Genomic DNA, 22,582 nt, shown 5'->3' with positions numbered 1-22,582 from the left:
CGAGTCCGGCCGCACCTGTGCACAGCCCGAGCCCGCAGAAGGTGGGGCTACCGCTGTCGCCGATATGGCGGGGGGTGGGTGGTGATGCGGTTGCGGCCGTCGCCGCGTTTGAGGAGCTGCTGACCGACTTCATTCGGGTACTGGGACCCGACCACCCGCACACCTTCACCACTCGCGCCAATGCGGCCCACTGGCGGGCGGAGGCTGGTGATTCGGTTGCGGCCGTCGCCGCGTTCGAGGAGCTGCTGACCGACCGGCTGCGGGTTCTGGGGCCCGATCACCCTGACACTCTGACCACCCGCAGCAACGCGGCCTACTGGCGGGGGGTGGGTGGTGATGCGGTTGGTGCCGTCGCCGCGTTCGAGGAGCTGCTGACTGACCAGCTGCGGGTTCTGGGGCCCGATCACCCTGACACTCTGACCACTCGCGCCAACGCGGCATCCTGGCGAGGGCGGGCCGGTGGGGCGGTTGCGGCCGTCGCCGCGTTCGAGGAGTTGCTGACTGATCAGCTTCGGGTTCTGGGGCCCGATCACCCTGGCACTCTGACCACTCGCGCCAACGCGGCATCCTGGCGAGGGCGGGCTGGTGATGCGATTGGGGCCGTCGCCGCGTTGGAGCCGTTGCTGATCGACCGGCTGCGGGTTCTGGGACCCGACCACCCGCAGACCCTGACTACCCGCGGCAACGCGGCTAACTGGCGGGGGGTGGCTGGTGATGCGACTGGGGCCGCCGCCGCGTTGGAGCAGCTGCTGACTGACCAGCTGCGGGTTCTGGGACCCGACCACCTGCACACCCACAACACCCGAAACAACTTGGCGTACTGGCGGAGGAAGGCTGGCGATGCGGCTGGGCAGTATGTAGCTGGGGAGATCCATACCTCGCCGGTCGCCGAAGAAGTTCCGCTTCCGGCACACGACCTTGCCTGAACCGTACGATCCGAGGGCGCGTCGGCGGGACCGGTGGCTGTCCGGGCGTGTGGTGTCCACCGGCCTACGGCCAGCGGGAGACCACTGGCTGGTCGCGGTGCGCTTCCAGGGTAGCGGTGTAGTACGCAACCGGCTTGCCGGCCGCGAGAGCGCGGATATGCATCAGGCAGAAGAAGAGAGGTAGAGCAGTTGCGGCGGGATGCTGCGAGGCTTCTAGCTGCGATACGGGCTCGCGGCGGGCACCGACAGAGCGAAGAGCCCGCGATGGCACGGTGACAACGCCCCGAGGTGCCGCTGCCACGGCAGGTCAAGACCCCGAATATCTGTCACCGTTCTGTGGGGAAAGCGGTGATAACGGTGACAGCAAAGATCACTTACGGTATGACGTCGAGGAATTGTCAATACCTGTGGATCGGTGGCCCCGCAATCACGTCCTGAGGTGGCCGCCCTCGATGATCAGGCCGGGATAGACGGTCTTTGCCCCGGTGCCGGTGAGGGTGACCATGGCGGTCCAGCCGAGGGCGAGTTCGTCAACGGGCGCGTGGTAGACCTCGATCTTCGTGAGCGCGAGGTCGATCGCCTGGTCTGCGTGGCCGATGCGCTGGAACCGCGTACCGAGCCGAGCGGGTCCGGCCACGCACCTGACGATGGCGATCAGCTGGTCGGCGGTGGCCAGCTCGACGGCGTGGATCTGCAGCCGGACGTCACGCTGGTCGCTGTCATGGTTGGTCGTCACGCCGCCGCCTGCTCGTAGCGTCCGACGAGCTTGCCGGCCTCGAACCGGGCTCCGGCGCGGACGAGGGCGACCAGGTGGGGTGCGTTGACCGCCCGCCACCGGTCCTGGGCGGACTCGATGAGCTTGAACGCCATGGCCAGGCCCGCGGCGCGGCTGCCGGGGCCTTTGGTGACGCGGGTGCGATGCCTGACGGTGGCGAACGTCGACTCGATCGGGTTGGAGGTGCGCAGGTGCACCCAGTGCTCGGCTGGGTAGTCGTAGTACGTGAGCAGCACCTCCAGATCGTCGGTGATCTTCGCGGTCGCCTTGGCGAACTTGATCCCGTAGGCGGCGGCGAACCTCTTGGCCGCGGCCTGGGCGCGGCGCTTGTCCTCCGCGTCCCAGATCTCTGCGAGGGCGGCCTTGGCGCCGGGGTGTGCGGACTTGGGTAGCGCCGCCAGGACGTTGGCGGTCTTGTGGAACCAGTCGCGCTGCTCACGGGTACCGGGGAACACCTCCCGCAGCGCCGCCCAGAACCCCAGCGCGCCGTCACCGACGGCCAGGACCGGGGCGCGCATCCCACGGCGGGCGCAGTCGCGCAGCAGGTCAGTCGTCGCCGAGTTCGGCGAGGATGTCCAGCGCGATCTCCCACTCGCGGTAGCCCAGGTACTCGTGCACGTCGCGCACTGTCATGCCCGCCTCGGTGGCGGCGGCGCCGGGCACAGTCCGGCAGGCTTGCCGGAGAAGATCAGCGACATCCACGAGAGGATTGTGCAGCATGGCCGACCGCGGGGCGCTGGGGCAGCGGTGACGTCGTCGTAACGGTGCAGTCGGTCGCCCGAGCCGCATCAGCGCAGCTCCACCTCGACTCCGTGCTCGCTGAGCATTCCCAGCAGATACTCCATGGTCACTGCGGTGGCCCAACGCTGCCGGTCGTAGCCGGGCACCAGGTGTCGCTTGGCTACCTGCGCGTCGTGCCACACGAGCGTGAACGGCGTTCGCGCGCCCCACCCACCGGTCAAGCAGTCGTGCAGGGCGTCCAGGTTCCAGCCGAAGTAGCCGCCGGGGCCGTTGACCGCTTCGCCGATCGCGCAGTAGAAGCCGTCGAGGTCGGTGACGAACCGCCCGTCGAGGTGGTATACCTGCTGCGCGGCACGGTCTGACGTCCGGCGGCGGTGGTGTGCGAGGGCGGCACCAGCCCACTCGTGCCGCAATGCGCGGTCGTAACCCGCCCAGGCGTTGCGCTCGGCAGGGCCGCCCGCGTGCCAGAGATCCCAGATCTCTCTCGCGCGGGCGGGAAGCGGCTCGGCGACCGGACCGTCGAACATGACGTCCACCAGGCCGCCGCCGATGGATGACGGCCGGACTCCCGTCACCATGGCGAAGATGCCACGTGAGAGCGTCGAAACGACTGTCCCGTCTGCTTCCACAGCCAGCAGGGATGCCGTAACCCGGCGGCGCCGGGCGGAGCCACCGCCGGCAAGGGCAGCCAATGCGGTGTGCAGAGGCGGTTCGGGACGGCAGCCCACCAGGATCGCAGGGGGATAGGAAGGGTCGGGCCGCTCGACGAACAGGCCGCTGATGTCGAGGCACTCGCCCAGGTCGTCGTCATCGTCTGGGCTGGTCATGTGGAAGCCGATCGCGTCCGGACGCTGGGCCAGTGTGCGGCCGGTGTACCTCGGTTCGTGGCGGACCAAGCCCTTCAGGTCGATGTCGACCAGGCCGTCGCCGTGCGCGGAGGGGCGGCAGCCCAGCACGGTGACGTCGAGAAGTTCCTCCATGCAGCTGCACCGGGTCGTTGCGCAGTCGCAGCCGGGCGGCAGCGTCCGGTCAGGATCATGCTTGCTGTCCAGGACGATGTTGCCCAGCGAGTTTCCATAGCCGTTCCGGCCGATCGCCGCCGCCAACCGACCCGTGGGCCGGCAGCCGAGCAGCGTGTATTGCTCATACCGCCGGGGCGGGGGATCGACGAAGAGTCCCTGCACGTCCGAGCAGTGGGCGACGATACGGTCCGGGTCGCCGAGGCTGCCGGTGTACTCGTCGAGGAGTTGCCAGCGCATCGGCACAGGCTCGATCACGACCCGACCCTACGCGACGAGCTGGCAGCCGGCTGCCGCTCCCCGGCCGTTCGTGACCCACACGAACGACTGAAGAGCCAGTCTGACCGAAAGGCCGTCTGCACAAGAGCGCGACCGAGGTGGCCCGTCCGGGCATCGGTCAGGGATAGCGACGTCAACGTCGAACTGCGCTAGGAGCACCAGCGTGGCGAAGGCGCCTGCTGGGTATGAGAGGGGATGCCCCGAAGCGGGGCACACTCAACGGCCTCACGAGGTTACGGCGGTCAGTAGCCAAGCGGGTCGGACGGCGACGGACGATCACCGTGCCGTCCGACCGCCACGATCATGAAAGCAGCAGATCAGCGTTCGTGAGAACCGGCGCCAGTTGTTGATCACGGCTTGCTCGGGTCTCCGAGTAGGACGACCGGATCTGCCACTCTCCGTGGGGTTGATCAGCGTGCCTTCCGCCCGGCGTGAACACGAAACTGGCCGATGAGCGGGCGCTTGCTGGCGTGGAGATGGCGGAAACCGGGTGGCGTGCTGTGCGGCTGCGCTGATACATACTTCTGGTGAGCGCCGTTGAGCCGTAGCCTGCACACCGACCCGTACCCGATGCGCGCCAGCCGTCGGGCCGGGGCACCCGTACCCGTACGAGTCTGCCCGCCGCGACGCGGGTTCGTGCATCCAGCCGACCCGGCCGCCATCGTTGAGGTGCTGACCTTCTTCGGGCCCACTGCGGCCTACGGCCTGCGTGGTATCGAGCTGCGGCAGCAGCCGGCGGCCGGCACCGGTCCGGCTGTCGCGGCGCTGCGCGTGCCAGGGCTCGTGCTGCTGTTCGAGCAGCCCGCGCCCCCGTGGGATCTGTTCGGTCGGCTCACCGACGTGGCTACCGCACGCCTGCGGCGCGCCGGCGCCCGGGTCGTGACCAGCCAGGCCGGCACCAGGGTCGACTGGCCCGGTAACAGCCTGCGCGACTTCATGCTCTTCGACGGCCTCATGCACGAGATCGGCCACCACGTGATCCAGCACGCCGCCCGCAAGCACCGCACCCGTGCGATGCGCACCGCCGACCATGAACGCCGCGCGGACGCGTACGCCGTGCGCGCACGGCACGCCTGGGCGGCACAGTGGTGAGCCCGCGCGCTCGCCTGGTCGGCGATGGTGTGGAGAACCCCGCCAATGCGCAGGCCCTTGCCGAAGCCGCGCGGATGTTTGCGGTACCGTGCACCTTCCGCGACAGCCGTGGTCTCGGCGAACAGCTTCCGAGTTTGTCCACTGTGGATACCGCTGCGCTGCTCGGCGGCCCAGGCCCGCTCGTCGCCGTGGACAACACGCCAGGGGCCGAGTCGGTGTACCGTGCCGGGCCGCTGCACGTCGGAGCATCCATCGTGGTCGGCAACGAGCGCCGCGGCATCCGGCCCGACGTCCTGCGCGGGGCAGCGAAGACAGTGCAGATCCCGATGCCGGGCCGCAGCGTGAACACCCTCAACGTGGCTACCGCGGCGGCCGTGGCCCTGTACTACCTGCTCGACGCGAACGGCCGCCGCCAGGCACGCGCCCCGCGCCCCGAGTCGCACCGCCCAGCCATACTGCTCGCCGCGCCGCGCGACCACGTCGAGGCCGGAAGCTCACTGCGTTCGGCAGCCGCGTTCGGCTGGCAGACCGTCACGGTCGACGACCGCGAGAAGGTGTGGTTCGGCACGCCGCGTCCGGTCCGCAACGAGGCCCGAGCCGCCGCTCGCAGCCACCGCAACCCGCTGCGCGTCGTGCCGGCCGGCGACGCATGGTCGCCCCCGCACGGCAGCCGGGTCGTCGTCTGCGCACCAGACGTCGACGGGCCTGCCCTGCACCGCACCGAGCTGACCGGCACCGGCACTGTGCTCGTCATCCCAGACGGCGACGGGTGGGAGCCTCCGTCGGACGCCGAGTTCGCCCGCGTCGCCGTGCCGGGCGAACCTGGCCGCTACCGCCTCCTCAGCGGCATCGTGCTCGCCGAGGCAGCTCGCCAGCTCGGCACGCGAACCAGCGCAGCGCTCCGCCCGCCACGGCGCGGCCTGTCGTACGGGAGCATGCTCGGCCAGACGGCCCTGCCGGACACCGACCTGGTTCAACCGTGGGAACTCACGCAGTACTGAGCCGCATGGGCCCAGCTCTCGGCTGATCCGGTTCTTGCTTCGCTAGCGCGCAGCGCCTGGTGACGGCATTTGTCGACCTCCGCACGGAGTCGCCTCAGCCTGCGGCTCGACAGGGTCAGGTGGATCGGCCGGGCTCTGCGGGCCCGGCCGATCGCGCCGGCACGCGCCTCGACGGTCTTCCACGACGCATTCGCACCTCTCAAGCGAACGTCGGCAGCGCCGGCCTGCGTTGCTGCTCGGTGCGCTGTCGCAGCAGCACGAGGGCGAGGCCTGCCAGGAACCAGACGGCGAGGATGGCGAGCGGCGCTGCCGTATGGGATCCGTCGAAGTAGCCGAACTTGTTGACCGCTCGCACGGCCGCGCCGGGCGGGAGCTTCGCAGAGATCGCTTGGGCCCATCCCGGCAGTAGGTCGAATCCGATCGCCGCGCCGCTGGTCGCGTTGCCGATCGTGGTGAGGGTGAGTACGGCCAGACCGATGCCGGCCGGGCCGAGCCAGGCGCCTAGGGCTTTGGTCGTGAAGGCGCTGGCTGCCGACAGGAGGATCAGTGAGAGCGCGAGCAGTGGGAACGGGGCTGTCAGCGAGCCGTAGACGGGACCGGCGATGGTGGCCGCGACCAGGCCGATCGCTATCGCGAATCCGCCCATGGCGTAGAGCCGGTGGCGCAGGCGCACCTTCGTGACGGCTGCGGTGAGGCCCTGCGCGAGGACGAATGACGAGAGGGTCACGCCGAACACCACGTAGAAGGCCGACAGCCCTCGGCTGTCGTAGCTGGTCAGCGGCACGATGTCGTACTCCTGGACGGTCGCTCCGACGTGCGTTGCCAGGCCCGCGACGAGTTGACGTGCGGCGCCGCTTTCGCTGACCCCGCTGGCACCGGCGTAATCGAGTCCGAGGGTCGTCGGGGAGGTGGCGTCGAGCACGGCGATGGCTTCGCCTGAGCGGACCAGGGCCCGGCCGTCCTCGATGCTCGTGACGGGGGTGACGGCGACGGCGTCGGCGAAACCGGTCCGGGCGGCGCTCGCCAGTTGCTCGCCTACCACCGCGATCGGCAGCCGGCTGGGCTCGGGGTCGCGTTGCAGCCCGACATAGACGGCGATGAAGGCTGCGCCGATGACCAGGCCGGTGAGCACCAGGGAGGTCCAGGCCCGGTGCTGTGTGAGGATGGGTTTGTCGGTGTCGGCAGTCGGATCAGGTGATGAGGACATGTTCACTTCCCCGGGTAGTGTGGTTTGAATGTCAAACCAGGCAAGCTCGAAGCCTAGCACGGACGGTTTGAAAACCAAACCGACTCGTGACGCTCTGGGTGTCGCGCTGGACGTGGTCAACGACAGATGGTCGCTGCACATCGTGCGAGCGCTCGCGTTCGGCGCCTCCCGCTATACCGAGATCCTGCGGTCCGTGGGCGCACCCAGGGACGTCCTGGCCGCCAGGCTGCGCAAGCTCACCGAGTCCGGCATCCTGCGGGCTCGGCTCGCCGAGCACGACGCGACCGCGGGATACGAACTCACCCAGAAGGGGAAAGACCTGGGCCAGGTCATTCTGGTGCTCAAGCGATGGGGAGACACGTACCGCGACGTCGATGTGCCCGAGGTCGACTTCATCCACGACGTCTGCGGGCAGGTGTTCGTCGCCGAGGTCTGCTGCCGCGCCTGCGGCAAGCCGGTGCGGACCGGCGAGCTGTCCCCGGGTGACGAGTCAGCCGAATGCTGACACGGCGGGCGCCTGCGGTATTTGGTAGTGCCTGGCCGCCCGATCGGCGATTCGGGTCGCGGTACTCCCGGTTCCAAGGGCGATCAGCACAACTGCAGGTCAGCAGCCATCCTGATCATGTAGTTGGGGTTCAACTCGCCCCGGAGACTCCAGCGACTTCATCTCCGGAGCTGTTTTCGCTTTTCAGCGGCGTTTGCAGGCCGCGTTTCGGGCGCCTCGCTCAATAGGTGGGAGGAGGCGACGCTCCTTCGACCTCATGTGATGTCGCGAGGCTTGTGGCGAGGATAGCTGCCGGGGTGAGAACGGCGAAGACCTTGTCTACGGTGCTGGTTCGTCAGGCGTGCTGGCGGCCGCCGAGACAGGTGAGTCCTTCGGGATCGAGGAGCACCAGATCGTCGGCGGCTGTGGCGAAGATGCGCCTGACTGGGCGGGGCGTCGGGATGGTGTCGAGGATCTTTCCGTCGAGCAGGCTCCAAATGCGCAGGGTGCGGTCTTCGCAGGCGGTGATCGCGGTGGGGATGCCGCCGAACGTGGTGGCTAGTAGCGCGTTGACCGGGGCAGGATGGCGCAACTTCGGCCCGCGGCGCTCGCCAGTGTGCAGGTCCCATGCGGCTGTCTGGCCGTCGTCGCCGACGGTGACGGCTGTCGGGCGGCCGTCGATGTCGAGGGTGTCTATCGCGGTGATGGGGCCGCGGTGGGCTGCGATTGGGGCGGCGTGGGCGGTCAGGTCGGTCTCCCATCGGCGCAGCTTGCCCTTTCTGCTTGCGCTCAGGATGGTTGTGCGGCCTTCGATGGCGGTCACTGCCAGGCAGGCGTTGGAGCCGGGCTTCTTGCTGGGTCGGTGGCCCAGCAGGCGCATGGTTTGCAGGTCCCAGGCGATCATCGAGCCCCATTGGTCGCTGAGTACAACGATCTTGGTGGTGCCTGAGGCGTCACAGGCAAGGCCGGCGAGGGCGGCGCGTTGCGGGCCCTGGTCAGGCAGGGCCAGATGGCTTCCATCGTCAAGGTAGAGAGCAGTGAATGGGCCTGGGGTGGCGGAGATGCCGACAGGCCGGCTGTCCAGGGTCAGGCATCGCAGGCGGACCCCGTAGGGGGTTCTCATGGCGGAGACGGTCAGCGGCCGGCCTGCCTGCTCGCCGTCGCTGACGTCGTGAAGGCGCAGTGTGGCATCGTCGCCGATCACGGCGATGATCTGCCGGCCGCCGACGGTCACGATGTCGGCGTCGAGGTAGACGGGCGCCTTGCTGCCGCTGCTCACGTCGCTGCCTGCGGTGGGACCGTCGCCGGTTGGAGCGGGGTTCAGGTCGAGGATGTTGACGCGGCCTTCAGTGCTCGAACCTTGGACGGCGATGATGGACCTGGTCGAGGTGTTCGGTGGGCTCACGGCGACGTGTGACGCGTCCTGCGTGAAGTCGGTCATCGTGTCGCCGGCTGGCAGGCCGGTGAGCAGGTCCACGAGACGGACTCGTCCGCCGCTGGACAGGACGGCGACAGGCCGCTCTTCGACCACGGTGCAGGCCAGGCCGCCAACAGAAGCGACCCCGGTTGGGTAGGACGACACTGGTTCGGGCTGTTGCGGGAGCCACAGTTGCAGCAGGCCGCGCTCATCGACGGTCACCGCGTGCGGCTGGTCTGCCAGCCGGGTCCAGCCGACTTGGCTGATGTTCGCGGTGGGGCGGGGCTGCCCGATCTGTTGCCGGGTGGCCAGGTCCCAGAAGCACACGGTGGCGGCTTCGCCTCCGCTGCCTGTCACCGCTATCGGCGGCCCGTCGGTGCTGATCGCGATGCTCGAGACGTAGCAGGAGTGCCCGTCGTTGAACTTCGCGATGCGTTGCCCGTCCGGGACGCTCCACAGCAGCAGGTATCCCTCCCGGGTGCCGGCGAGCGCGACGCCGGTGCCGGCGACGTGTCCGACGGCGACCGAGGTGAGGTGGCCCGCGGGTCGGGGGATGTCGTCGGGATCGGTGGCAGTGAGCAGGTCGCCAGTGGCGGTAGCCCACACGAGCGCTTGTTGCTCGGTGACCGCGGCGATGATCTGCTGCCCGTCAAGGTCCGCGAACGTGGCATCGCGGTAGAAGTCCTGTTCGCCGTCGCTCATCTGGCGGGCCTGGACCGTGCCTTCGAGCATGTCGATCGTATGGACAACCCCGTCCTGGTCGAAGCACAACCCGACCTGCCGCCCATCGACTGACGCCACCGTGGTCGCGGCGATCAGGTGGTCCAGCTGGTAGATGTGCTGCAAGCCCAGGTTCAGCGGCGGACCAGCCGCCCAGCTCGGTAGCCACGATGCGGGCCGGCGGGTGCCCAGCTGCCGCGCCGCGACCTTCTCCCCACGGCGCAGCAGCTCGACCATCAACGCGGCCTGCCACAGGTTTTCTGGGCCATCGGCTGTCGAGCGTCGCGCGGCCCGCCATGCCGACAGCAGCGTCCTGCCCTGCGGCGTGGTGTCCGAGCCGAGCGCGGCCAGCACATCACGGCGGGAAGCGTCGAGGAGATCGAGTTTGGCTGCCGAGAAATCGTTCATCGCCGCCGCTTCTAACCTGAGACCGAATCCTGCGGAAGGATAGCGGGGGAGGGCGACACCTCACGGTACGTGCCGGCCCGCCGGAACATCTTCGAGACGATCTGCTGCGCGGTGAGACAGCCGCACCGCCCGCTGGGAGCGGCGACGGACGCCGCCGAAGCGGAACCCTGAATGATGGCCTTCTGGCTGGGTGCGTACTGGAGCGCCCAGCCAGAAGTCTTGTCCGGAATCCTCGAACGGCCGGAGCGGGGTGCCGGGCGCGGCGGTGATCAGGCTGTTTTATTGTCGGATCATGCCTGATGCGACACCGACGGGGCGGCTCGAACGGCCCGATACGACGATGTCACTCGATGCTACGCATGCAAGGCTGCCGATATCGATCCGTTGTGAAACTTCACCAGTGCGATTGAGGTTGCCGCGTGGGATTATTCGGTCCTGATCCGGTCGTCGAGGCGGATCTGCTCGCGAAATTGATTACGACGAGTCCGCGGGCGAAGAAGAACCTGGCCAAGCAGCAGGAAGCTGTTCGAAGCGGGCTCCGCGACGGTGAGCTGCTGCTGGCGCTGGCGGTCGACTCCCGCAAGGGTGAAGTCGTCGTGGTCACCAGCAAGAGGTTGTTCATCGTGGCGCGTGGGCGGCTTGACCGCGTCGTGGAGCGCGAACGTATTTCCCGGACCCGCCTGGCCTCGATGTCGAATGGCACCTTCGTCACCTTCATCGACGGTCCGGGGATCATGGTGGAGATCGGAGCCAGGGAGGAAGCCAACCGCCTGGCGGGCGTCATCGACAGATATCTGCTGGAGTCTCAGGTGGGACCGCGGGACATACCTATTCTGTTCCCGGACTTCTATCAGAACATCCTTCAGGCCACCGGCAAGCCCGAGACGCCCGAGAACTTCGTCCACCTCATCGACAGGGTCTCCCGGATGCTCACCGCGGGCAGCGCCATCGCCTACTTCGAGCAAGCAGGCGATCACGCGGCAAAGGCTCGTTTCCTGGCCGAGTTCGGCAGCAACGACCGCGAGGGCGAGTTCTATCTCAACATGCCCGATCTGATCATCGACTTCCTGTGGGCGTGGAGTCCCGAGTGCCACGATTCGCTGAGGCGATCCGTCACCAAGATTCACGATCTGCTCACGGGGCCGGACAGCTTCCTCTGGGAACCGGGCGACAAGGTCACGCCCTGGGACGACGGAGGCGAGTAGGCCGCGCATGGTGCAACCGGACCTCAGCCACGTGTCGGCGACGGCGATGGCCCAGCAGGGCCTGCGGCTGCTCGAGGACTTCCAGGGCACGCAGCAACTCGATCAGCTGAGTCAGGCGATCGAGCGCCTCCGGCAGGCGGCGTTCGGACTGCCCGCCGGCAGCGCCCGGCAGTGCCTCGTCCTCAGTGAGCTCGGGCGGGCTCTGCGCCGCCGGCACGAACTCACCGGCGCCGAGGTGGACCTTGAGGAAGCCATCCCGGCTTTGACAGCCGCCTGCATGACACCGGAGGAAGGCTGTCGCCACCTGTACCTGAACAATCTTGCGAACGCCTACGCCGACCGCTACGAACGAACGACGTCACTGGCCGACCTCGATCGTGCGGAGGCGGCGTTGCGGCGGGCGCTCGAGTTGGTGCCACACGATGACCCGGCGCGCAGCGTGATCGTGTCCGGGCTGACGTCCGTGCTGTCATACCGGTACCAGCGTGACGGCGATGTCCGGGTCTTGGACGAAGCGGTCGCCGTGTGCCGTGACGTGGTCACCGCTGACCTGGCAGCGCCCGCGCAGCAGGCACTGGCGATGTATCACCTGGCCGGTGCCCTGCACGAAGCGTACGAGGCCCGCTCGGACATCGAGTTGCTGCACGAGGCCGAGGACTGGGCGCGACGCGCGACCGACGGCACGTCGACCGACCCGGACAGTGCCATGTACCTGGCCAAACTGGGGTCGATCCTGACGAGGCGGGCCGAGGTCGAGCGAGATCCGGAACGGCTCACCGAGGCCGAGATCGTGCTGGCCGCCGCGGTGCTCGGCACCCCGCCGGAGCATGTGCGGTACGCGGGATACCTCAACGAGATGGGCAACGCCGTCTACGCCCGGTTCAAGTTCACCGGTGAGCTGACGCAACTGGACAGGGCGCTGGAGATCTTTCAGACGGTCGTGGCGATCGGTGCCGAAGGCGGCATCAACGAGGCGGGTCAGCTGATCAACCTCGGCAACATGCTGATGCAGCGTTTCGCACTGTCGCCGGAGCTGGCCACCCTCGACAACGCCATCAGTGCCTTCGACCGCGGCGTGCGGATGTTCGGCGAGGATGATCCCTTCCTGCCCATGGCCCGCTCGGTGTACGGCGGAGCTCTGCTCGAACGCTCCCGGCACAGCGACATCGCCGGGCAACCGGAGAGGTTCCTGGAGTTCGCGATAGCCGAGCTGCGGCGGGCGGACCGGGCGCAGACCGGATACGCCGAGCACCGGCGCACCATCCGAAATAATCTGGCCATCGCCCTGCACGAGCAGTTCAAGCACTCGGCCCACCTACCTGCGCTGGAGGAAGCCGAATCGCTGTTCCGCGCGATCCTGGCTGTCTCGTGTGACGACATCGCCGGCCGCCTGGCCACCGTGAACCTGGCCGCTGTCGTGACCGACCGTCCCGGTGCCGGCGAAGACGCATGGGATGAGGCAGGGCGGCTGCTGCGGCGTGCCGTCGAGATGACGGCGCCAGGCCACGTCGACCGCGTGCGTGTGCTGCGCAATCTCGGCGTCCACCTGGGCGAGATCGCCAGGCGGAGGGCGGATGCCGCCGCCGGCGCCGAAGCGACCGAGATCTTCGAGCAGATCCTGTCGATGCCCACGGCATCGTCGGACTCGCGCGTGCGCGCCGCGGTCACGATCGCCGAACTCGCCGCGTTCACCGGCGACTGGACCGCGGCCACGCAGGCCTACGGCCGTGCGGTGGACCTGCTCAACGCGACCGCCGTCGCCGCGCTGTACCGCGCCGACCGGGCGCACGCGCTGAGCCGGTTCTTCGGCCTGGCCTCCGACGCCGCGGCATGCGCGCTGAACGCCGGCCAGCCGCGTCGCGCACTCGAACTACTCGAACACGGCCGCGGCGTACTGCACGGCCAGTCGCTGGCCGTCCAGTCGACGCTCGCGGCGCTGCACGAGACCGCCCCGGACCTCGCCGACCGTTTCGAGCAACTGACCCGCGAACTCGATGCGAAGCCCGCCGGCGACGACATGAACCTCCCCGAGGAGGTCGTCTCCGCGCTGATGGAGCAGCGCAGACGTGCCGCCGGTGAACGCGACCGCATCGTCGAACAGATACGGGCAATCGACGGGTTCGTCGACTTCCTGCGCGCGCCGCGAGCCGATGACCTGCTCGGTGCCCTTCGCTGCCACCCTGTGGTGGTCCTCAACGTCAGCCGGCACCGCTGCGATGCTCTGATCCTGCGAGGCGGAGCCGTCGAGGTCGTGAAGCTGCCGCGCCTGCAGTCGGACACGCTGATCAGGCAGGTGATCCAATTCCTCGGCTGCCTCGAAACCGTGCGCGACACCAACCAGCCGCCCGCCGAACGCGACCAGGCGGCCGCTGCCATCACGTCGATCCTCATCTGGCTGTGGCACAGCACGATCGAGCCGGTTCTCGACGCACTCGGATTCACGGGGGCGCCCGGACGCGGGCAGCACTGGCCGCGGGTCTGGTGGTGTCCCACCGGCCTGCTCACGTTCCTGCCCCTGCACGCAGCCGGCCGCCACCCCCACACCTTCGGCTCCAGTGGGCGAGCCGGAGGGGCACTGGGCAGTTTCGCGCCGGCCGCGGCCACGATCGACCGCGTCGTGTCGTCCTACACGCCGACGGTGCGCAGCCTCATCAGCGCCGGTGCACGTGCGTCGTCCCGGCCGGGTGCCCGCGACGGCGCACCGCGGGTGCTGGCGGTCGCCGTACCGCGGGCAGCAGGCTGGCCTGAGATTCCGCGAGCGGCCGACGAGGTCGAGGTGGTCCGCCGCCGGCTGGGTACGGTGTCCGTGCTGAGCGGCGCGCAGGCGACGCGCGCCAACGTGCTGGCCCAGCTTCCCCGCCACCAGTGGCTGCACTTCGCCGGACACGGCGTCCAGGATCCGTTCCGTCCGGACACCGGCGAGCTGATCACCGTCGACAGCCGCGACAAGGGCGCTGTCTCCATCGCCGACGTGGCAGGTCTTCGGCTGCCGGACGCTCAGCTGGCGTTCCTGGGCGCCTGCGACACGGTTCGCGGTCAAGTGCTGCTGGCCGACGAAGCGATGCACATCGCCGGAGCGCTGCAGACCGTGGGATTCGCGCACGTCTTGGCGAACATGTGGGTGGTGTCCGACCGGCTGTCGCTCGAAGTCACGGACACCTTCTACGCCCGGATCGTCGAACAGGGCGCCGGGCCCGGCGCCGCCGCACACGCCCTGCACGACGGCGTGCGACTACTCCGCGGGCGGCTGGAGCAGTTGCCCGGCACGGCGCACGAGCGGCGGTTCGGTCCGATCCTGTGGGCCACGTTCGTGCACCTCGGACCCTAGCGGGCCCGCCGACCAACGGCCGGCGTGGAGATGTCAAGGAGGACGATGACCGAGAACGACCGCGACGACGCTGCGCCGGACGACTTCCGTGGCTCGGCGCCTGAACCGGACATCTGCCCGGAGTGCAAGAGCCGGCCACCGAAGCACATGGTGTTCTGCCGCAGCCGCGACGACGGCGAAGAACGGACCAACCGTGCCCGCCGATGAACCTGGTGCCGCCGCCACGCAGATGCAGCAGAAGCCACACTGGGTCGTGCGCTACCCGCTCGGCTCCGTCGACGCGATCCGCTCGATGGGCACCGTCACCGCGCCGGTCCTGGCCGGGTTCGCCCTGGCGACCCTGGCTCTGCTCGCGACCGGTGACGAGCCGCCGAGGTTCGCGGGACTGGCGATGGTGGCGTTCGCGGTGGGCGCGATCCTGTTCGTCTTCTGCCTGCAGTTCACCACCATCGCGCTGCAGTACTCCGCGACGCCGACGGACAGGCTGGCGTGGCTCGGAGACGACGCCACGGACCCGGAAGTCGTGGCACGCGCGCATGACGTGCAACGCCTCGACCATCGGCTACAGGGCAGGTACATGGTCCGGGCGAAGCTGACCTACGACCTGGGCGTGCTCGGCCACCTGGCCGGCCTGCTCGCGCTCGTCGCCCCGGTGGATCTTTACTCGTGGCGCAGCGTCGGGTTCGCGGTCGTGGCCGTCGGGTTCGCTCTCGAACTCGTCTGGATCGTCGGCGGGTGGCTCGGCTGGCGCCCCCGCTGGCTCCTGCCCGGCTATCGGGACGTGGGGGGCTGAGGCAGGATCCCCAGGCGGGGCGCGTCTCATGGAGGCCAGAATTATTGTGTTTCAAGATGGTCTGGTGCAAATTACTCCCGTCGGGCCGGGATGATGGAGGAGTGCCGGTAGTGAACGGTTTCCGGGCCGGGCGGACAAGGAGGCGAACTTTGTGAAACCGTGGACCCACTTTTCCGTAGTGGCCGAGACCAGGAGACTGTGGCGGATCACGTTCGACAACCCCCCGATCAACCTGGTCTCCCCGGAGACGCTCACCGAGCTCCCGCGTCTGGTCGACCAGCTGGCGGTCGATTCGGAGCTGCGTGTGGTGGTGTTCGAATCGGGGAACCCGGACTACTTCCTCAACCACTACGACACCTCTCGGGTCGCCGAGACGCCCAGGGAGCTCGGGGCGAGCGGCTACCCGCTGCTGATCGACGCCAGCACGCGCCTGTCGCGCCTGCCCGTCGTCTCGATCGCGAAGATCCGGGGACGGGTCAGAGGCGTGGGCAGCGAACTGACCCAGGCGATGGACATGCGCTTCGCCAGCGTAGGGGCACTGTTCGGCCAGCCTGAGACCGCCAACGGCAACCTGCCCGGCGGCGGCGGTCTGGAGCACCTGCCGCTGCTGCTCGGCCGCGCGCGTGCCCTGGAGGTCGCCCTGTCCAGCGACGACTACCCGGGCGAGCTGGCCGAACGGTACGGATGGGTCAACCGCACGGTCCCCGACGGGGAGCTCGACTCGCTGGTCGACGACCTCGCCAGGCGGATCTCCTCGTTCGACAAGGAATCGATCGCCGCGGTGAAACAGCAGGTCAACAGGTATACCCTTCCGTCCGCGGACGATCTGAAGTCCTCCTATGACCTCTACCTCTCGTCCTTCGGCTGGCCGGGATCCAAGCGCAGGCTGCCCGCCGCCAGCGCTGCCGGACGCAACCAGCCGGGCGACTACGAACTGCGCCTGGGATATCACCTCGGGCGCCAGCCGGACGTCGATTCTCCATGAAACCTCTGGTAGAGGCGTGGTCTTCGCGGAGACCGAACGCGGTTCCCGCTCGACGGCCCGGTCACTGGTACTACGCTGGTGGCGGCGGAGAAATCGGAGGTCAGGGCTGCCGAGCCGGTGCTCCTCGGCAAAGGGCCCCGGTCGGTCGCTCCGCATAGGAGACATTCGACATGACTGCGGGCCGAGCGCTGTATGGTCGTCGCGCCGAGTGCGAGGTGCTCGACCGGCTCTTGAGTGAGGTGAAGCAGGACAGGGGCGCTACTGTCGTGCTGCGTGGCGAGTCCGGCGTGGGCAAGACCGCGCTGCTGGACTATCTGGCAGAAAAAGCTTCGGCCCTGCGAACATACCGCGTATCGGGCGTGGAGTCGGAGATCGAGCTGGCGTACGCGAGCCTGCAGCAACTCTGCGCGCCGATGCTGGATCGCCTGGACCGCCTGCCCGAACCGCAGCGTGATGCGCTCCGTGGCGCGTTCGGACTCGACGAGAGGGCTCCTCCCGACCGGCTGCTGGTCGGTCTGGCGACGCTGACCCTGCTGTCCGAAGTGGCCGCTGATCGACCACTGCTGTGTCTGGTCGACGACTTCCAGTGGCTCGATAGGGCATCAGCGCAGGCCCTGGCCTTCGCCGCGCGGCGGCTGGCGGCCGACCCGATCGGCCTGGTCTTCGCGGTGCGCGTGCACGACGACGGCTACCAGCAGAACGACAGCGAGTACCGGCCCGGCGAGATCGAGCTGGCGGGGCTGCCGGAACTGGTGGTCGGGGGTCTCGGCGACCGGGACGCGCGCACACTGTTGGCATCGGTGGTGCCCGGACCGCTCGATGAGCGGATACGTGAGCGGATCCTCGCCGAAGCCCGCGGCAACCCGCTGGCCTTGCTGGAACTGCCAGGCGAGCTGACTCCGCCGGAACTGGCCGGAGGATACGACCTGCCCGGTGGCCGGCCGCCGATCAGTCGGACCAGCCGGATCGAGCGGGGCTACCTGCGGCGCTTCGACGGCCTTGCCCCACAGACCCGACAGCTGCTGCTGGTGGCAGCCGCCGAACCCCTCGGCGATCCAGCCCTGCTGCGCCGTGCCGCATCCCGGCTGGCCCTGCCTGCCGACGCCGCGGCGCCCGCGGAGGCAGCTGGGCTGATCACGGTGGGCGCCCGGGTGCGCTTCGCCCACCCCCTGGTGCGCTCCGCCGTGTATCGCTCCGCCGCACCGGCGCAACGCCGACAGGCGCACCTGGCGCTGGCCGAGGCGACCGACCGCCGGACCGACCCCGACCGGCGTGCCTGGCATCTCGCGGCGGCGACGGCGGTGCCGGAGGAGTCGGTCGCCCAGGAGCTGGAGCACTCGGCGCAGCGCGCCAGGTCCCGTGGTGGCGCCGCGGCCGCCGCGGCCTTCCTGCAACGGGCCGCCGAGCTCACGCCCGACCTGCGCCGTCGAGGAGAACGCGCCCTGGCCGCCGCGCAGGCCGCGGGCGAGGCAGGCGCTCCGGCCGCGGCCAAGGACCTGCTGGCCATGGCGCAGCTGAGTCCGCTTGACCGGCTGCAGCAGGCCCGGTGCGAACGCCTGCGTGCGCAGCTGGTGTTCTACCGCAGCCGTGGCAGCGACGCGCCGGACCTGCTGCTGCAGGCCGCGCGGCGACTCGCCCCACTGGACGCGGCGATGGCCCGGGAGACGTACCTTGAGGCGTTGCTGGCCGCCATGTGCACCGGCACCGGACAGCCGCAACCCGAGGTCGGCGTGCGCGCCGTCGCCGCCGCAGCCCGGACGGTGCCGGTCGAACCGGGCTCGCAACAGGCCGCCGATCTCCTCCTCGACGGGCTCTCGACGCAGTTCACGCAGGGATTCCCGCAGGCGGTGCCCACCCTGCGGCGGGCGTTGGAGGTGTCCGGCGCCGGCCATACCGGCCTCACCCTGGTCTGCCTCGCCTGTTCGCTGGTGGCGATGGAGCTGTGGGAGGACACGGCGTGGCTGAACCTGCTGGAACGCGAAGTTCGGGTGGCCCGGCAAACGGGCACGCTGAGCATGCTCCCCGTGGCGCTGGACTATCTCGCCAGCTACCACATCCAGGCCGGGGACTTCACCGCCGCGGCCGCGTTCAACGACGAGTCCGTCGCGCTCGACGCCGCCATCCGGGTGTCACCCCCGCCGTACTCCCCACTGATGCTGGCCGCCTGGCGGGGAGACCAGCAGACCACTGCCCAGCTGACCCGGCTCGGCATCCAGGACGCGTCCCCCCGGGGCGAAGGCAGCGCTCTGGTGCTGACGGAATACGCCGCCGCGGTGCTGGACAACGGGCTGGGCCGTTACTCGTCGGCACTGGCGGCCGCCGAGCGCGCCATCACCGGGGACGTTCTCGTGGCCAGGTCGTGGACGCTGACGGAACTGGTGGAGGCCGCCGCGCGCGAAGGGCGGCGCGATGTCGGCGAACAGGCGCTGGAGCAGCTCGCGGAGCGAACCCAGGCAAGCGGCACGCAGTGGGCGTTGGGCAGCGAGGCCCGCTCGCGGGCGCTGCTGAGCGAAGGTCCGCCAGCCGAGGAACTCTACCGCGAGGCGATCGACCGGTTCGGGCACTGCCGGATGTACGCGCACCTGGCGAGGGCACACCTGGTGTACGGCGAGTGGCTGCGCCGTGAGAACCGCCGGCAGGACGCCCGAGAGCACCTCCGCCGCGCTCACGACATGCTCACGGCCATGGGCGCCGAAGCGTTCGGTGAACGCGCCCGAAACGAGCTGCTCGCCACCGGCGAGGCGGTCCGTAGGCGCTCGGCGGACACGGTTTCAGACCTCACGCCCCAGGAGGCCCTGATCGCCTCCCGTGCCCGCGACGGGCGCACCAACCAGGAGATCGGCGCCGAGCTGTTCATCAGTCCCCGCACCGTGGAGTGGCACCTGCGCAAGGTCTTCGCGAAGCTTGCCATCAACTCCCGCAGGGACCTGCGCGAGGCCGCCCTCGACACCAAGCTGAACGGCGCGCGGTAACGAGAAACGTCCGGCACCGCCACGCTGGATAACACCCGGGTCAAGCGCAACACGCCGAACAACTGCGCCCCGCCAAACAGCGTCCCCGGCTGAGCGAATGCGCCGAATGTCCACCGTCACCGGGCGGCCTTCAGGGCCGCCCGGCGGACTACGCTCCGGCTCATGACCGTTATCTCCGTTATGCTCGCGGTGCCGGACGCCGCGGGGGCGTCCGCCTGGTACCAGCAGGCCCTCGGCGCCACCGAGCTGTGGAACCTCGGCTCCGTCATCGGCTTGGAGCTTCAAGGCGCGCCGTTCTTCATCGCCGAGCCCGAGAACAATGGGTGGCAATGCCCAACGGTGCTTGGTAGCACCACAACACGGATAGAAGTGTTCGTCGATGACCCGGACGCCGTGGTCGGCGGTGCCGCTGAGGCCGGAGCCGACTACCACGATCCCGTGCGCGACCACACGGCGCCATGGGGCACGCACCGGCAAGGCGGCTTCTTCGATCCGTACGGTCATCTCTGGCTCGTGGGGGACAAGTCGCCGCTGCGACGTCATCGATAGCTGATCCCGGCGCGCGCGACCAGACCATGCCGGTGCCGGCATGGCGAGAGACGTCCGAATCTGCCGCGAAGCGCGCGACTACCGGCCCCCTGGGAACGACCTGACCTGCGCTTGGTCCTACTGGTTGGCGTGAAGTGACGCGGCAGGTCGGTCGGTGCCCAGCAGGGGCGGTGAGGCTCCCTCGGTCGCCAGCAGTCCGGTGCGGTAGACGGCGGTTGCCTCCGCATGTCGTCCGAGGTGGCTCAGGAGATCGCCGAGCAGTCGACAGGTGACCGCGAGTTCCAATGCGGCGTCGGCCTGTTCCAGCAGCGCGACCGCCGCGCGGTAGTGGTTTTCGGCCGTGACCGCGTCGCCTTCGGTGACCAGGAGAAGGCCGAGCTGGCGGTGGATGTCCGAGACGGCCATGAGATCGTCGGCCGGGTCGATGGCGGCCAAGGTGTTGTTCAGCAGGATCTTCGCCTCGTGCGGATGGCCTTGCCGACGCAGCACGTCGGCGATCTCGCAGTCGAGCCGCAACACCTGGAAGGCCGCTCCGGCGGCGACCAGCACCTCCCGGGCGGCCGCGAACTCCCGGGCCGCCTCGTCCAGCTTCCCGGTGCGGGCATGGGTGTAGCCGAGGGACCAACGGCAGTAGCCGAGTTCGGTGCGCAGGTCGAGCCGGCTGTAGAGGTCGTGCGCCTTGGCCAGCGACGCCTCCGCGAGCGAGGGCTTGCCCTGGGTGAGGTAGGTGGCGGCGACGCGGATATGCATGGCTGCCACCCGTTCCGGATCGGACACGCGCGGTGCCAGCGCGATCGCGACTTCGGCCGCGCGTGCCGCGTCCGCGTGCAGCCCGAGCTGGGTATAGGGGCTGACCAGGCCGCTGTGAAGCAGCAGGACGGCGTCGGGATCGGTCAGGTCGGCCCGTTCGAGGGCGTCGATGGTGCTGGTCAGCAGGAAGACGGCTTCACGCAGGCGGCCGGCCAGGGCGTGGCAGGTGGCCTGCCCCACGATCGACGGGACCCGCGTCGGCAGCGGATGTTCTGCCAGTTCTCGTTCGGCGGCGGAGTAGTGCGCGATGGCCTGGGTCAGTTCCCCGGCCTGCTGTGCGCATCGCCCGAGGCCCTGCAGCGCGAGGCCGACCAACTCGGTGAGGCCCGCCGCGCTGGCCCGCTCGTGCACCTGCCGGTACGCGGCGACGGCGACGGCGGGCGCTCCGGCGGACCAGTGCCGTCGCGCCTCGGTCAGGTGCAGCCGCAGCTCCGCGGCGAGTCCGGCCGGGATGCCGGTAGCGAGTTCGTCGTCGTCGATGCCGAGGCGTTCGGCGAAGAACCGCAGCGCCTCCGCTGACGGGCGACGGTGGCCCAGTTCCACGGCCGAGACGTAGGCGGGCGTGTACGCAGGTTCGGCCAGCCGACGCTGCGAGAGCCCTCGTGCGGTTCGGGCCGCGAGCAGGCGAGCCCCAACACTGTCCGACACCTCGCCAGCCTCCACTCCCGCAATGTGACACATCTGCACTTGTCTATTGACAGGGGCCTCTGTCCACTGACAATCAACAGATAGCACAACTGTAGTTGCCACGCCTGTTGACACTCCCGCCAGGCAGCTTCCCGACCCCCACGAAAGGACGGATTGCGATGCGTACCCCCCGCTTCGCTGTGCTCACCGTGGCCATGACGGTCCTCATCGGGCTTTCCGCAGTCCCCGCCGCGAGCGCGGCCCCCGACTCGGAAGTGCGCCAGGTCAGCGGTGCCCTGCGCGGCGCCGCCGCGGTCGCCGCCGCCGGCGACGCCGCCGACGCCTTCCGCGATGCCACCACGCTGCGCCGCCAATCCGCGCAGAACATGACGGCCGCTGCAGCCCAGCTGCACAACTGGTGGGGCGTCTTCCCCTCGGCCACCTGGACCGGCATGACCGCCACACACACGCTGAACCCGAACTTCCGGCTCAGCAACGCCGCCGACTACCTCTACTCGCCGACCATGAAGCCGCCGCACGGCTCCTGCATCGAGGTCGTCACGGTGCACACCCGCACGTACGCACAGGTGTGGGCCTGGAACTGGTGCGGACCCGGGGCGCCGGCCGTCACCATGAACATCAACAGCACGTTCCTCGCGAAGTACGCCACCACCGTCAACGGCCGCCAGGCATACACGGTTCGCATCCGGCAGACCAACGCCGCGACCAACACCTGGACGGCCACGCTCTACAACTACAGCACGGCGGCGTGGGACACCATGTACACCAGCTCGGGCACGGACCGCAGCGGCTGGCAGCAGGGCTGGGACATGTTCGAGTTCTACTCCAACACCAACCCGGCCGGGCGCACCTACATCTGCGACGACATCGCCGCCGCCGGAGTGGCCTTCGAGGGCAGCTCCATCACCGTCCTGTCGGGCAGCACCTGGATTCCGGCCGGCACCGGCAACTCCACCTGGATGCCGTCGGCCAGCCCCAACCCCAGCGCGTACAAGTGCCCGGCGCTCAGCTTCAACATCCTCCACGCCAACGACAACTGGCTCGTCCACGAGTAACCGGGGCCGAACTCCCGGTGCGGTCCCGGCCTCCGCGTGATCACGGCGGGGGCCGGGAGGGACAGATCCTTCCGCCGAACGTCGAGGTGGCTGCAGAAGCCCTGACTCCGCCGATGACACTCCTGCAAAGTCGTGAAACTCGGGGACGGGGAACCAGCCGGCGCTATT

General features: G+C 69.2%; 18 protein-coding genes and 1 pseudogene. 12 read left to right on the top strand and 7 right to left on the bottom strand.

Going from position 1 to position 22,582, the window contains the following annotated elements:
- Nucleotides 1–41 precede the first annotated feature (41 nt).
- A complete protein-coding gene (locus HAV39_RS26575) occupies nucleotides 42–926 on the top strand; it encodes a tetratricopeptide repeat protein (RefSeq protein WP_223124433.1) in 885 nt (294 codons plus the stop codon).
- Nucleotides 927–1,353: 427 nt separating this feature from the next.
- On the opposite strand, the gene HAV39_RS26570 is transcribed toward HAV39_RS26575, so the two are convergent.
- The 4 genes and pseudogenes from HAV39_RS26570 to HAV39_RS26555 all read right to left on the bottom strand — a co-directional run bounded on the left by HAV39_RS26570 (nucleotide 1,354) and on the right by HAV39_RS26555 (nucleotide 3,719).
- Nucleotides 1,354–1,662 (bottom strand): hypothetical protein, encoded by a 309-nt coding sequence (locus HAV39_RS26570; protein WP_191841887.1) that lies wholly within the window; start codon nucleotides 1,660–1,662, stop codon nucleotides 1,354–1,356.
- Nucleotides 1,659–2,249: pseudogene (locus HAV39_RS26565) on the bottom strand (transposase); the annotation flags it as partial. The gene HAV39_RS26570 and the pseudogene HAV39_RS26565, both read right to left, overlap by 4 nt.
- On the bottom strand, nucleotides 2,248–2,403 hold the full coding sequence (locus HAV39_RS26560) for a hypothetical protein (protein WP_191841886.1): 156 nt from the start codon (nucleotides 2,401–2,403) through the stop codon (nucleotides 2,248–2,250). The gene HAV39_RS26560 and the pseudogene HAV39_RS26565, both read right to left, overlap by 2 nt.
- Before the next feature lie 86 nt (nucleotides 2,404–2,489).
- Nucleotides 2,490–3,719 (bottom strand): barstar family protein, encoded by a 1,230-nt coding sequence (locus HAV39_RS26555; RefSeq protein WP_239120799.1) that lies wholly within the window; start codon nucleotides 3,717–3,719, stop codon nucleotides 2,490–2,492.
- 558 nt (nucleotides 3,720–4,277) lie between these two features.
- On the opposite strand from HAV39_RS26555, the gene HAV39_RS26550 reads away from it, so the two are divergent.
- Both HAV39_RS26550 and HAV39_RS26545 read left to right on the top strand, forming a co-directional pair.
- Entirely contained in the window at nucleotides 4,278–4,832 is a 555-nt protein-coding gene (locus HAV39_RS26550; RefSeq protein WP_191841885.1) for a hypothetical protein, read from the top strand.
- Nucleotides 4,833–4,975: 143 nt separating this feature from the next.
- Nucleotides 4,976–5,833, top strand: a complete 858-nt coding sequence (locus HAV39_RS26545; protein WP_239120805.1) for a TrmH family RNA methyltransferase — start codon at nucleotides 4,976–4,978, stop codon at nucleotides 5,831–5,833.
- A 199-nt stretch (nucleotides 5,834–6,032) separates the two neighbouring features.
- Here the strand turns inward: HAV39_RS26545 and HAV39_RS26540 are convergent, their stop codons facing one another.
- Nucleotides 6,033–7,100 carry a hypothetical protein gene (locus tag HAV39_RS26540; protein ID WP_191841883.1) on the bottom strand — a complete coding sequence of 356 codons (1,068 nt, stop codon included), beginning with the start codon at nucleotides 7,098–7,100 and terminating at the stop codon, nucleotides 6,033–6,035.
- Between the two features lie 7 nt (nucleotides 7,101–7,107).
- Between HAV39_RS26540 and HAV39_RS26535 the strand changes: the two genes are divergently transcribed.
- Entirely contained in the window at nucleotides 7,108–7,545 is a 438-nt protein-coding gene (locus HAV39_RS26535) for a winged helix-turn-helix transcriptional regulator (RefSeq protein ID WP_203736458.1), read from the top strand.
- Between the two features lie 334 nt (nucleotides 7,546–7,879).
- Here HAV39_RS26535 and HAV39_RS26530 read toward each other — a convergent pair whose 3' ends face one another.
- Nucleotides 7,880–10,069: a WD40 repeat domain-containing protein gene (locus HAV39_RS26530; protein ID WP_191841881.1), complete on the bottom strand. Its 2,190-nt coding sequence runs from the start codon at nucleotides 10,067–10,069 to the stop codon at nucleotides 7,880–7,882.
- A 419-nt stretch (nucleotides 10,070–10,488) separates the two neighbouring features.
- On the opposite strand from HAV39_RS26530, the gene HAV39_RS26525 reads away from it, so the two are divergent.
- The 7 genes from HAV39_RS26525 (at nucleotide 10,489) to HAV39_RS26495 (ending at nucleotide 19,901) form a co-directional block, all read left to right on the top strand.
- Nucleotides 10,489–11,274 (top strand): PLP-dependent aminotransferase family protein, encoded by a 786-nt coding sequence (locus tag HAV39_RS26525; RefSeq protein WP_191841880.1) that lies wholly within the window; start codon nucleotides 10,489–10,491, stop codon nucleotides 11,272–11,274.
- Nucleotides 11,275–11,281: 7 nt separating this feature from the next.
- Nucleotides 11,282–14,602, top strand: coding sequence for a CHAT domain-containing protein (locus HAV39_RS26520; protein ID WP_191841879.1), 3,321 nt, complete (start codon nucleotides 11,282–11,284; stop codon nucleotides 14,600–14,602).
- A gap of 45 nt (nucleotides 14,603–14,647) precedes the next feature.
- Nucleotides 14,648–14,809, top strand: coding sequence for a hypothetical protein (locus HAV39_RS26515; protein ID WP_191841878.1), 162 nt, complete (start codon nucleotides 14,648–14,650; stop codon nucleotides 14,807–14,809).
- Entirely contained in the window at nucleotides 14,796–15,395 is a 600-nt protein-coding gene (locus HAV39_RS26510) for a hypothetical protein (RefSeq protein ID WP_191841877.1), read from the top strand. The genes HAV39_RS26515 and HAV39_RS26510 overlap by 14 nt, the downstream gene beginning before the upstream one ends.
- Nucleotides 15,396–15,546: 151 nt before the next feature.
- Nucleotides 15,547–16,380: an enoyl-CoA hydratase/isomerase family protein gene (locus HAV39_RS26505; RefSeq protein ID WP_191841876.1), complete on the top strand. Its 834-nt coding sequence runs from the start codon at nucleotides 15,547–15,549 to the stop codon at nucleotides 16,378–16,380.
- 170 nt (nucleotides 16,381–16,550) lie between these two features.
- Entirely contained in the window at nucleotides 16,551–19,352 is a 2,802-nt protein-coding gene (locus HAV39_RS26500) for an AAA family ATPase (RefSeq protein WP_191841875.1), read from the top strand.
- 162 nt (nucleotides 19,353–19,514) lie between these two features.
- Nucleotides 19,515–19,901 carry a VOC family protein gene (locus HAV39_RS26495; protein ID WP_191841874.1) on the top strand — a complete coding sequence of 129 codons (387 nt, stop codon included), beginning with the start codon at nucleotides 19,515–19,517 and terminating at the stop codon, nucleotides 19,899–19,901.
- Nucleotides 19,902–20,018: 117 nt separating this feature from the next.
- On the opposite strand, the gene HAV39_RS26490 is transcribed toward HAV39_RS26495, so the two are convergent.
- Nucleotides 20,019–21,359, bottom strand: a complete 1,341-nt coding sequence (locus HAV39_RS26490) for a helix-turn-helix domain-containing protein (RefSeq protein WP_191841873.1) — start codon at nucleotides 21,357–21,359, stop codon at nucleotides 20,019–20,021.
- A 158-nt stretch (nucleotides 21,360–21,517) separates the two neighbouring features.
- On the opposite strand from HAV39_RS26490, the gene HAV39_RS26485 reads away from it, so the two are divergent.
- Entirely contained in the window at nucleotides 21,518–22,414 is an 897-nt protein-coding gene (locus tag HAV39_RS26485) for a carbohydrate-binding protein (protein WP_191841872.1), read from the top strand.
- Nucleotides 22,415–22,582 lie beyond the last annotated feature (168 nt).

The organism is Catellatospora chokoriensis (genome assembly GCF_011297315.1).
GTDB classification, from domain to species: domain Bacteria; phylum Actinomycetota; class Actinomycetes; order Mycobacteriales; family Micromonosporaceae; genus Catellatospora; species Catellatospora citrea.
The sequence above is the reverse complement of the archived record's forward strand: the minus strand, read 5'-3'. Positions and strand labels throughout refer to the sequence as shown.